We start from the raw sequence: 11603 nt of genomic DNA, 5'->3' as shown, positions 1-11603 counted from the left end.
GTGGGGACTTTGGGGTTAGCATGGTGAACACTCCGAATTTCACTATGCCTATTAGATCAAAGCCCCAGACTTTCGTCTAGGGCTTTTTCAACAGTCTGCCGCATCTACGATGCGGTTTTTTTATGCTTTATCAAAAGTGGAATTTACTACTGATTGGGGGCTAATGCTTGTTTCAGATCATCTTTATATCGCCTAGAAAGTGCTACTGATTGACCGTTATTGAGCATTATTGTTCCATCCCCTGTTTCTTCATAACTTATAGACACAATGGCAGGTATTCGCACTGCGTGCGACCGGTGCACTCGCATAAAGCCTTGATGCGCTCCTTCTTCACAAAACCGGCCAAGGGTATAACGCAAGGGGTAAACGCCCACGTGAGTATGAAGGTTAATGTAGTTTCCTGAGGCTTCTACTCGCTGTATGTCAGTGACTTGAACTAAAAACTCCTTATTGAGCTTTTTCACCAATAAATAGTCGGGTAAGGTGCTGGCCACGTTGTCATTCGATATCTGTGTTGTGTCGCGTGCAATAGGCGATGCTTCACCAATTAAGCGTTGATAGCCAAACCGTGCAATATAGTAAAAAGTAATCAGAGTAATATAGCCCCATACATCCTTTCGATATTCGTAGATGAACTCATTGAGCCATATCCCAAAGTCATAATTGCGTTCAGAGAATAAATAGACGAGCTTTCGAAACGCTACCATTAATGATACATGGGCTACAGAAAATACACTGGCGAAGGCAAAATGCCACCCAAGCCATGTCGCTCCCACTTTTACCTTCTGATCGAGTATACTTATAGCGATAATTAATGGGATGACGAGCAGAGCGGTGCTCAAAGCACTCGAGTATTCCCAAACGTACGGCTCCCAAATTGCTACGCTGTTATTGTCGCTTCGAGAAAATTCAGTCCAACTAGACGCAGCATTGATTGAATTGTTTATAAACAAATAGGCTGTAAGCAAAACAAATGCAGCGTATTTATGTTTTGATTCAGAATCCCTAAGAAACTGACTCCATTTTTCATCCCAGTTATTCACCGCTTAACCCTTTTTCCCTTAATTCTCGTCACTTAGGCGTTTGCTGTCGGACGTCTATCACATTAGATGCAACACGTTAGTTAAACACTATTGAATAGGAGTGAGTACATTGACGCAAGCATATGTTGGTCAGGAAGCAACGTTTGTTAATAGAACTTCAAAGGGGGAGGCGAGAGAAACGGCCGTGGTCGAGAGTCCTGTCACTCAGCGTTATTTCGAGTTGGATGCGCTGCGTGTCATCGCGTTTGGTGTACTCATTTTTTATCACATCGGAATGTATTACGTTTTAGAGTGGGGCTGGCATATAAAAAGCGACGTGCAATTTCCACTACTACAAGATGTGATGATATTGACCAACCAATGGCGTATGTCTTTATTATTTTTGATCTCTGCCATGGTATTTACTGTCGTGCTGCGCCGCGCTTATGACCGAACGACCTCTCGCTGGCGTGTATCCCTCTTTTTACTGGGGAAGAGGACGTTGCGGATATTAATTCCTCTTGTTTTCGGTATGTTCGTTATCGTCGCGCCACAAGTTTACATAGAGTGGACAGTAATCGGAGCACTAGCCATGCCGTTTAGCGAGTTCTACGTTGTTTACATCAATCCAAATACTGACTTGTTTATCGACAAACAATCGGTAATTGGCTTACTGACGTGGAATCACCTTTGGTTTTTACCTTACCTTTTTGTGTATAGCGCTTTCATATTGCTGTTTTTCCCGCTTATCAGATTTGTGGAAGTAAGGGCGTTGAGAGTACTCGATAGCATGGCGCTTTTTAGCGTGTTAGTGGTTACGATTATGACTGCCATATGGCTGGAGCTACGAGCAGCATATCCCACGTCTCACGACTTGCTTAATGATTGGTATAGTCATGCAAAGTACTTTTTTGTGATGCTGGTAGGTATTGTGGTTGTGCTTAGACCCGTATTGTATGCTGCAATTATGAGGTCCCGTCACGTAAGCTTAACCATTGCGATAGTGCTTTACAGCGTCATAATTTTAGACCGGCACGACTTGCTAGGCCCTACAGGGCAGTTAATGGAGTCGTCGCCTGGGTTTCGTGTTTTGGTTGGTGTAATCGTTGTACTTAATCACTGGGCATGGTTGGCAGCAATATTGGGGTTCGGTCGAAAATATTTGTCTAGCCCGAGTAAAGTGGTGAGCTATTTGAACAAAGGCGTGTTGCCTTACTATATGGTGCATCAAACGATAATTGTGGTGGCGGCATTCTTTTTGAGTTCCCGTGTATCGTCGACACCTGGAGAATTTATTTTAATAACGCTAATAACCGTTGTGGGGTGCGCACTGACATACGAAGTCGCCAAGCGCTTTTTAATACTTAGATTTTTGTTTGGCCTAAAGTTAAATACCCGTCCACATAGCTCATTACCCACTCAGCGAAATTTAAAATTTTCGTAATCGCGGCGTGTTACCGCAGGTATAACGAAACCAATAAGTGAGAAAAAGAAAAAGGCGCTATGTCACGTCATTCGTGTCATAGCGCCTTTACTGTTCAACTGTGCTTGGTTTATCGGCTCAGTTTATGTGCTTACGAGCGATTTATTTAAGCTGCTCTTACTTAAGATGCTTCTTATTTAAGGTGCTTAACTAGACCTTGAACAACCTTCACGCTACCAGCAACAATTTCGCCTTTGTGAAGCGGGTCGTTTCCGCCTTTAAAGTCTGTTACCAAACCGCCTGCTTCACGAACAATAAGCTCACCTGCTGCAATATCCCAAGATTTAATGCCTCGCTCCCAGTAACCGTCGTGGCGGCCAGCTGCGACGTAAGCAAGGTCTAGCGCTGCACTACCTGCGCGGCGAATGTCGCCCACTTCGTGGAAAATTTTGTTTAGGCTTAGTGCATACTCGCCAAACTGAGATTTGTTTTTGAAAGGCAGGCCAGTAGCAATAATGGTTTCAGTAAGATCACGTGGTTTAGAAGCACGAATACGATAACCGTTAAGCTGTGCGCCTTGACCACGGCTCGCGGTGAATAGTTCGCTGCGAATTGGGTCGAAAACAACTGCTTGATCTAAGCGACCTTTGTGAAGAAGTGCAATTGAAACGGCAAAGTGAGGAATGCCTTTTACAAAGTTAGTGGTGCCATCCAGTGGATCGATGATCCACTGATAATCAGTTTCTGTGCCCAAAACTTCACCCGATTCTTCACCTAGGAAGCAATGGTTCGGGTAAGACTGCTGAATTTTGGCAATAATTGCTTGTTCTGCTTCTTTATCAACTTGAGTAACGAAGTCGTTTAAGCCTTTTGACTCTGTTGCTACTTCATTATGTTTTTCAAAACCACGAACAATAACTGTTCCAGCCGCACGCGCAGCGCGCACCGCAATATTCAGCATAGGATGCATAGATAAACCACCAATTGTAAAAGACCAATGAAACAAACTAACTGTACAAAAAATAGCTAGTTGTTTTCGAAAACGGGCGGAGTCTACCAGAATCTATGCGCGATGCAAATGAAATCCCAGCACAATAGCGTGAATAGCCATCTATACTGCCACTGTGTTAAACTTCACGCTATTAAGGTCTGTAAGATAGTACGCCAATGACGCGTAATATCGAATTAAAGACGCTATCCAAATAAGTACGTAGGTATTACACGCATGCTCGAGAATATTCGCATTATTTTAGTTAACACGTCTCACACGGGAAACATCGGCTCGACAGCAAGAGCTATGAAAACCATGGGGCTGAGCAGCTTATATCTTGTCGACCCAGTAAATGAGCCAGACGGCCAAGCCAGTGCATTGGCGGCAGGGGCAGGTGATGTGCTTGCTAACGCGAAAATTGTAAGCACGCTGGAAGAGGCAGTTAAAGACTGTGGCTTGGTAGTAGGGACGTCTGCACGCTCTCGCACTCATTCATGGCCTATGTTAGGCCCGCGCGACTGCGGCGAGAAGCTGGTCCAAGAAGTAGAAAAGTATTCGGTAGCTTTGGTGTTTGGGCGTGAGAACAGTGGTTTAACTAATGAAGAGCTGCAGCAGTGTCACTTCCATATGTGTATTCCAGCCAACCCTGAATACAGCTCACTTAATTTAGCAGCAGCAGTGCAAACCCTTTGTTATGAAATTCGCATGGCCTATCTAAATCGCGAAACCTATCCAAGTGTTGAGGAAGAATATCCACTGAATGACGATTTAGAGCGTTTTTATACGCATTTGGAAACCACGCTGGAAGGTACGTCATTCATTCGCAAAAGTCACCCGGGTGTGGTTATGACTAAGCTGCGCCGCTTGTTTAACCGAGCACGCCCTGAGTCTCAAGAGCTTAATATATTGCGCGGTATATTGGCGTCTATCGATAAATCGGTGAAGAATGCTAACTCAGCCGACACACCTGAAAATAAAGACGAGAAATAGTAGGCCGTTATGTTTGCCCGTATAAAAGATGATATTCAAGGTGTTTTTCATCGCGACCCCGCGGCCAGAAACACCTTTGAAGTGCTAACTAACTATCCTGGCCTTCACGCTGTCTGGCTTCATCGCATCAGCCATAAATTATGGAAGGCTGAATGGAAATGGTTGGCACGCAGTTTATCAACCTTTAGCCGTTGGCTTACGGGGATTGAAATTCATCCTGGTGCCACGTTAGGACGACGGGTATTTATCGACCACGGTATGGGTGTGGTCATTGGTGAAACAGCAGAAATTGGCGATGATGTCACCCTTTACCATGGCGTTACTCTTGGAGGCACTAGCTGGAGAGCCGGTAAGCGCCACCCAACCCTTAAAAAAGGCGCTGTAGTTGGGGCTGGTGCCAAAGTGTTGGGGCCTATTATTATAGGTGAAAACGCTAAAGTAGGGTCTAACTCTGTGGTCGTAAAAGATATTCCTGATGGCGCTACGGCAGTGGGGATCCCGGGTCGTATCATTATCTCGAAGCAAAAAGAGATGAATGCGTCGGTAAACCCCGAGCGAGATAAAATTGCCCAGAAATATGGTTTTGATGCCTATGCTGTCGCGCCAGACAACCCTGACCCAGTGGCCAATGCTATGGGAATAATGCTAGAGCACATGCATCAAATGGATACGAAAGTGGAAGAGATGTGCAAGGTCATTCAGTCATTGGGTGGCGATGTGTGTACCGATAATTTACACAATATTAGCGCTGAAGATTTCGCAGATACGGGCTTTGATTTAGCAGAAACCCAAGAGCGAGAGAAGGCTCATTCTTCTTTCGATCCCGCTATTTAACTCTAATTCCGCATACTATTTTCGGGTGCTAAGGCCGAGAACCTTCACCCTTATATAGTAAAAATTCACAAAAGCTTGTTTTTACAAAACATTAACATGCACATTGACTCATGCATAACTCCAACATACATTGAGATGAAAGGTTGATCATCACTTTTCAGGGACGTTATGCAAGAAACAGCGCCATTACTCGACGTACTAATTGTTGGAGCCGGAATTTCGGGTATCGGCTGCGCCTACCACATTCAAAAAAAATGTCCTGACCTTTCATATTCTATTATAGAAGCCCGCAGTGATTTGGGCGGCACATGGGACTTATTCAAATACCCGGGAATACGCTCAGATTCTGATTTATTCACCTTTGGCTACGAATTCAAACCTTGGAAAGAGAAAAAGGCCATTGCTGATGGTCGTTCAATAAAGACTTACGTAGAAGAAACCGCGGCTGAAAACGGTATTAAAGAGCGCATACGTTTTTTAACTCGTGTGGTAGATATAGACTGGCAAAGCGATAAGAAATATTGGCGAGTAACGTTAAAATCAGAAGAAAGCGGACAGCATGAGCACATTGCCGCCAGATGGATATTTAACGCTTCGGGTTATTATCGATACGATAAAGGTTATGCACCACATTTCAAAGGGCAATCACAATTTAACGGTCAGATTGTACATCCACAGCATTGGCCTGAAGATCTGGAATACGAAAACAAACGCGTAGTGGTAATCGGAAGCGGTGCAACGGCGGTAACGCTGGTTCCCGCACTAGCGAAAAGCGCATCGCACGTGACTATGCTGCAAAGAACGCCATCCTACGTATTGCCTGTGCCCGTAGATGACCCAATCGCAAAACATTTACGCGCGTGGTTTAGCGAGGATACAGCGTTTAAAGCTGCGCGTTGGTTTAACATAGCGAAACAGCGTTGGGTGTACGCATTTTGTCAGCGCTTTCCGCATCGTGCGCGCAAAATAATACGCAGTCTTAATGCAAAAATGTTACCCGAAGGGTATCCAGTAGATATACACTTTAACCCACCTTACAATCCTTGGGAGCAGCGACTGTGTGCAGTTCCAGGTGGAGATTTATTTGAGTCAATTTCGAAAGGTAAGGCGTCGGTTGCAACAGATACTATAGATACGTTTACTGAAACGGGCATTAAACTTGATTCGGGCCAGCATATTGAAGCAGATATTATAGTAACAGCCACTGGATTAAACCTTCTGCCTTTAGGAGGGATAGTGCCAAAAATTGATGGTGAAGCTGTTTCGCTGCCAGAATGTGTTACGTATAAAGGTATGTTACTCAGTGGCGTGCCTAATTTTGCTATCGCGGTGGGTTATACAGCTTCATCGTGGACACTAAAAATTGGCCTTCTATGTGAACATTTCACGCGATTGCTCAATCATATGGAAGAGCACGGCTTTACACAGTGTACACCTGTAGCAGACCCAAATATGGAAACACAACCGTTGCTAAACTTTGGCGCTGGCTACATCCAACGCTCTTTAGAACAATTGCCACGTCAAGGGGGGCAGTTTCCTTGGTCTATGTCGTTCAATTATGCACAAGACGTGAAAATTTTTCGGAAAGGTCGTGTAGACGATCCAGCGCTTAAGTTTGAATAGAAATTTCAATAAATGCACACTTACTTTTATTAAATCACGAGAGCTTTAAATGAGTTTAGCCCAGCATCATGAGCAATACGTAACGCTTAAATGCGGTGATAGGTTTTGCTATGCCGAACATGGTGTCGGAAATACCGATACCATTGTACTTATTGTGGGTTTAGGTCTTCAGTTAATTTATTGGCCAAACGCGCTTATTGAGCGTTTAGTTGCCAATGGATTTCGCGTTATTTGCTTTGACAATCGTGATGCAGGAAGGTCAGTACGCAGCGACACGCCGCATCCCAGCCTATTACAGCAGTTAAGAGGAAGGTCGCCGAAAGGTGCATATGGACTTGAGCGGATGGCTGAAGATACTGCACAGTTGTTAGAGGCGCTAAATATAACAAGTGCACATATCGCAGGAATGTCTATGGGAGGGATGATTGCACAGACCCTTGCAAGTATGCATCCTGAAAAAGTGATATCTATGACGTCTATTTTCTCGACGACAGGAAATCGCCGCGTAGGGCAACCCTCTTATTCAACGCTATGGCGAATGGCAAGAGCTAAAGCGCCAATGAACGAAAAAGACGCAGTTAAAAACTACCAAGCAATGATGACGCATATTGGCGATGTAGCTGCAAACGGAGCGGTAAATCAATGGCATCAGTACGCGCGTTTGGCATGGAGGCGCAATGGTGGCAAAAGTGATGCAAAAGCGATGTTCCGGCAAATCGGTGCTATTATGAAATCCGGGGACCGAACGCCAATGCTTCAAAATGTCAAAGCTCCAACATTAGTGATACACGGAGATGTTGATCACATGGTGCATCCCAGTGGCGGTGTTGCAACAGCCAGAGCTATATCAGGTGCTAAACATCAAGTATTGCGCGGGTTGCGCCATCAAATAGACACCGTTCAATCACATCGGATAGCAGACAGTATTCTTGCTCATATCCACTTAAATGCGAACAAATAGCGCTTATAGTCGACGTTATCATTCATCTGCAGAATAAGCGATTTCTTAGCATATAGCGTAGTAGTAACCACGCAAATTTGGCACCTATTAGCGTCTATTAGTGCTTATTTGGATCGGGCTAAAATGAAACGAAAGTCTTGATGTACAAAAGCGATTACTCGAATCAATAATACCTGACTAATTTACTGGGTCTTATACTTGACCATTTTAGTCGGGTATGTGAAAATTCCCGTACTACAAACGGCGGGAGAATCCAATGAAACTCACTTCTAAAGGGCGCTATGCGGTTACCGCAATGCTTGATGTCGCTTTGCATTCAAAGCGTGGTCCAGTGCCTCTTGCCGACATTTCAGAACGACAAGAAATTTCTTTATCTTACCTTGAACAGCTTTTTTCTCGATTGCGTAAAGAGCAATTGGTAGACAGCGTCCGCGGGCCTGGCGGCGGCTATTTGTTAGGCCGTGAAGCAAGCAAAATTGCGATAGGCGAAGTCATTCGCGCCGTCGACGAGTCTATTGATGCGACACGCTGTCAAGGACAAGCAGACTGCCAAGGTGGTGATCGCTGTCTCACGCACAGCTTGTGGCAAGATTTAAGTGACCGTATTGCGGCGTTTCTAAATTCAATCACGCTTGGCGAATTAATGGCAAAGCGTGATGTGCAAGAAGTAGCCGACCGCCAAGATGGTAATGCATCACTTCGTCATATCACCAAAGATATCGAAGTTAGTATTCAACTTTAAATTGGTATTGAGTAACGCATGGCTTTATCAACACCCATTTATTTAGATTACGCAGCAACTACACCGGTAGACCCAAGTGTGGCCGAGGCAATGGCAAAATGCCTAACGCTGGATGGCAACTTTGGTAACCCAGCTTCTCGTAGCTATCGCTTCGGCTGGATGGCAGAAGAAGCGGTTGATGTTGCTAGAAATCAAATCAGCGACGCGCTTAATTGCGACCCTAGAGAAATTGTTTTTACTTCGGGGGCCACTGAATCGAACAACCTTGCAATAAAAGGCGTTGCCCAAGGTTATGCCGATAAAGGCAAACATATCATTACCGTTAATACCGAACACAAAGCGGTGTTAGATACCTGTGAGTACTTACAAAGCCAAGGCTTTGAGGTTACGTATCTTGAAGTACAGCCGAACGGGTTAATTGATTTATATGCGCTTGAAAATGCGTTGCGCGACGACACTATTTTGGTGTCGGTGATGCACGTTAACAATGAACTTGGGGTTATCCAAGACATTCAAGCTATTGGCCAGCTTTGTCGTGACAAAGGCATTCTTTTTCATGTGGATGGTGCGCAAAGTGTGGGCAAAATTGCCATTGATTTAGCTGAGCTTCCTATAGATTTGCTGTCTATATCGGCGCATAAGCTATACGGCCCGAAAGGTATGGGGGCACTATATGTGCGCCGCCGTCCCAGAATCAATCTGGTGGCACAAATTCATGGCGGTGGCCACGAGCGCGGCATGCGGTCGGGTACATTAGCCACCCACCAAATTGTTGGAATGGGTGAAGCCATCGCGCTAGCCTCCTCAAAAATGGAAGAGGACAGTGCGCGCATTTTAGCGTTGCGTGAATCGCTGTGGCAGGGCCTTCAACAGCTCGACGATGTCTATTTAAACGGCCACGCCACACAGCGAATCCCAGGCATTCTAAATGTGAGTTTTGCGGGTGTAGACGGTGAAAGCTTGATGATGGGCTTAAATGATATTGCCGTATCTTCAGGGTCGGCATGTACGTCAGCGAGTTTAGAGCCTTCGTATGTGTTAAAAGCGATTGGCCGCAGCAACGAATTGGCGCATGCGGGGATTAGATTCAGCGTAGGGCGTTTTACGACCCAAGAAGACATCGATTACGTAATACAAAAAGTAGTGGATGTAACCACAAGACTACGCCAAGCGGTTTCAGCATAAACGCCTATACCGTCGTTGAGCACGCGTTTTTGTAGTAGGCAAAGCGTAGTTAGTGTTAGCGCATTCTTTTTTATTTTAGTGAATGTGGAAGAAAATTAATGCGCGTTTGAAGGAAATTGACCTTTAAGCAGCGTTTAAAACGCGTAAGTGGCCATAAATTAATGGCTGAATATTTGAGTGAAATAGTCGGGTATTATATACTACGGCACCAAAATTTTAGGCTGTCCGCAATGTAACTGGCAGTTTCGACAATGCTGTTTGGGAATTACCCAAATAAATTAAGTTGTTGAAGTTGAAAGTCTATATAAATTACCAAGACCGTGGGGTGATTTATTTGCCAGTTAAGTAGAAAGGTTAGTGGCAGCAAATGCAGGCAAACAAGTGAGATCCCAACATGAGTGAACAGATCGAACAGGCGTTAGAAAGAAAGTACGATGCGGGTTTCTATTCAGAAATCGAATCGGAAACGTTTGAAAGCGGCCTGGACGAGTCGGTTATCCGCCGCATATCAGCAATGAAAAATGAGCCTGAATGGATGCTTGAATGGCGTTTGAAGTCTTATCATGCATGGCTGGAAATGGAAGAGCCAGATTGGGCGCATGTCGACTATCCGAAAATCGATTATCAGGCCATTTCTTATTATTCGGCACCAAAGAGTATGAAAGACAAGCCGAAGTCGCTAGATGAAGTTGACCCTGAACTACTTCGTACCTATGAGAAGCTAGGTATTCCTCTGCACGAGCAGGAAATGCTGGCGGGCGTTGCGGTAGATGCGGTATTTGACTCGGTATCGGTTGTTACTACGTTTCGCGATAAGCTTGAAGAAGCGGGCGTGATCTTTTGCCCAATTTCTGAAGCGCTTCAGAAGTATCCAGACCTTGTAAAGAAATACATTGGTTCGGTAGTGCCGCGCACAGATAACTACTTTGCTGCGCTTAACAGCGCTGTATTTACTGACGGTTCATTCGTTTATATTCCAAAAGGCACACGTTGCCCAATGGAGCTTTCTACTTATTTCCGTATTAACGAAATGAACACCGGTCAGTTCGAGCGTACCTTGATTGTTGCTGATGAAGGCAGCTATGTAAGCTACCTTGAAGGTTGTACCGCTCCACAGCGTGATGAAAACCAGCTGCATGCGGCAGTGGTTGAGCTAGTGGCAATGGATGACGCGCAAATCAAATACTCGACGGTACAAAACTGGTACCCGGGCGACGAGAACGGTAAAGGCGGTATCTACAACTTCGTGACAAAACGTGGTGTAGCGCATACCAATGCCAAAATCTCGTGGACGCAGGTTGAAACGGGCTCTGCGGTTACGTGGAAGTACCCAAGCTGCGTACTTAAAGGCGATAACAGTGTAGGTGAATTCTACTCAGTAGCGCTAACGCGCGGTCGTCAGCAGGCTGATACCGGTACTAAGATGATCCATGTGGGTAAAAACACCAAATCGACCATCATCTCTAAAGGTATCTCAGCGGGTAACAGTAATAACGCCTATCGCGGGCTGGTTCAAATGGGCCCTCGCGCAGACGGAGCACGTAACTTCACCGAGTGTGACTCGCTACTTATCGGTGACAAATGTGGCGCGCACACATTCCCGTATATCGAAAGCCGCAACCCTTCAGCGATTGTTGAGCACGAAGCAACAACGTCGAAGGTGAGCGACGAACAATTATTCCTGTGTCAGCAACGTGGCTTAGACACAGAAAAAGCCGTTTCTATGATTGTTAACGGTTTCTGTAAAGAAGTATTCAAAGAGCTGCCAATGGAATTTGCCGTAGAAGCCGGCAAGCTGCTCGAAATTAGTCTTGAAGGTTCAGTGGGGTAAT

The 11603-nt window shown here is 45.2% G+C and carries 10 protein-coding genes; 8 read left to right on the top strand and 2 right to left on the bottom strand.

What is annotated here, in order from left to right; all coding sequences use genetic code 11:
- Positions 1-146: 146 nt before the first annotated feature.
- Positions 147-1043, bottom strand: coding sequence for a LytTR family DNA-binding domain-containing protein (locus tag MHN02_RS21830; RefSeq protein ID WP_239247516.1), 897 nt, complete (start codon positions 1041-1043; stop codon positions 147-149).
- Positions 1044-1152: 109 nt separating this feature from the next.
- On the opposite strand from MHN02_RS21830, the gene MHN02_RS17485 reads away from it, so the two are divergent.
- On the top strand, positions 1153-2466 hold the full coding sequence (locus MHN02_RS17485; protein WP_239247514.1) for an acyltransferase family protein: 1314 nt from the start codon (positions 1153-1155) through the stop codon (positions 2464-2466).
- A gap of 172 nt (positions 2467-2638) precedes the next feature.
- Here MHN02_RS17485 and suhB read toward each other — a convergent pair whose 3' ends face one another.
- A complete protein-coding gene (suhB, locus tag MHN02_RS17480; RefSeq protein ID WP_239247512.1) occupies positions 2639-3415 on the bottom strand; it encodes an inositol-1-monophosphatase in 777 nt (258 codons plus the stop codon).
- Between the two features lie 255 nt (positions 3416-3670).
- Here suhB and trmJ point away from each other — a divergent pair, with 255 nt between their 5' ends.
- The 7 genes from trmJ (at position 3671) to sufB (ending at position 11602) form a co-directional block, all read left to right on the top strand.
- A complete protein-coding gene (gene trmJ / locus MHN02_RS17475) occupies positions 3671-4426 on the top strand; it encodes a tRNA (cytosine(32)/uridine(32)-2'-O)-methyltransferase TrmJ (RefSeq protein WP_239247510.1) in 756 nt (251 codons plus the stop codon).
- A gap of 9 nt (positions 4427-4435) precedes the next feature.
- Positions 4436-5260, top strand: coding sequence for a serine O-acetyltransferase (cysE, locus tag MHN02_RS17470; RefSeq protein ID WP_239247508.1), 825 nt, complete (start codon positions 4436-4438; stop codon positions 5258-5260).
- Between the two features lie 168 nt (positions 5261-5428).
- Positions 5429-6883: an NAD(P)/FAD-dependent oxidoreductase gene (locus MHN02_RS17465; RefSeq protein WP_239247506.1), complete on the top strand. Its 1455-nt coding sequence runs from the start codon at positions 5429-5431 to the stop codon at positions 6881-6883.
- A gap of 49 nt (positions 6884-6932) precedes the next feature.
- Positions 6933-7844 (top strand): alpha/beta hydrolase, encoded by a 912-nt coding sequence (locus tag MHN02_RS17460; protein WP_239247504.1) that lies wholly within the window; start codon positions 6933-6935, stop codon positions 7842-7844.
- 256 nt (positions 7845-8100) lie between these two features.
- Positions 8101-8586 carry a Fe-S cluster assembly transcriptional regulator IscR gene (gene iscR, locus MHN02_RS17455; protein WP_014950178.1) on the top strand — a complete coding sequence of 162 codons (486 nt, stop codon included), beginning with the start codon at positions 8101-8103 and terminating at the stop codon, positions 8584-8586.
- Positions 8587-8604: 18 nt separating this feature from the next.
- Positions 8605-9771, top strand: coding sequence for an IscS subfamily cysteine desulfurase (locus MHN02_RS17450; RefSeq protein ID WP_014979833.1), 1167 nt, complete (start codon positions 8605-8607; stop codon positions 9769-9771).
- Between the two features lie 394 nt (positions 9772-10165).
- Positions 10166-11602, top strand: a complete 1437-nt coding sequence (sufB, locus tag MHN02_RS17445; RefSeq protein WP_014979832.1) for a Fe-S cluster assembly protein SufB — start codon at positions 10166-10168, stop codon at positions 11600-11602.
- The last annotated feature ends 1 nt before the right edge of the window (position 11603 follow it).

It is taken from the genome of Alteromonas sp. CNT1-28, assembly GCF_022348345.1.
Taxonomy (GTDB): Bacteria; Pseudomonadota; Gammaproteobacteria; order Enterobacterales; family Alteromonadaceae; genus Alteromonas; species Alteromonas macleodii.
Note: the sequence above shows the minus strand (reverse complement) of the source record. Positions and strands in the feature narration are given on the sequence as shown.

What these genes read in the sequence shown, in the direction of transcription:
- suhB (WP_239247512.1), bottom strand. Translation starts at nt 3,415, where the DNA reads ATGCATCCTATGCTGAATATTGCGGTGCGCGCTGCGCGTGCGGCTGGA.
- trmJ (WP_239247510.1), top strand. Translation starts at nt 3,671, where the DNA reads ATGCTCGAGAATATTCGCATTATTTTAGTTAACACGTCTCACACGGGA.
- cysE (WP_239247508.1), top strand. Translation starts at nt 4,436, where the DNA reads ATGTTTGCCCGTATAAAAGATGATATTCAAGGTGTTTTTCATCGCGAC.
- MHN02_RS17465 (WP_239247506.1), top strand. Translation starts at nt 5,429, where the DNA reads ATGCAAGAAACAGCGCCATTACTCGACGTACTAATTGTTGGAGCCGGA.
- MHN02_RS17460 (WP_239247504.1), top strand. Translation starts at nt 6,933, where the DNA reads ATGAGTTTAGCCCAGCATCATGAGCAATACGTAACGCTTAAATGCGGT.
- iscR (WP_014950178.1), top strand. Translation starts at nt 8,101, where the DNA reads ATGAAACTCACTTCTAAAGGGCGCTATGCGGTTACCGCAATGCTTGAT.
- MHN02_RS17450 (WP_014979833.1), top strand. Translation starts at nt 8,605, where the DNA reads ATGGCTTTATCAACACCCATTTATTTAGATTACGCAGCAACTACACCG.
- sufB (WP_014979832.1), top strand. Translation starts at nt 10,166, where the DNA reads ATGAGTGAACAGATCGAACAGGCGTTAGAAAGAAAGTACGATGCGGGT.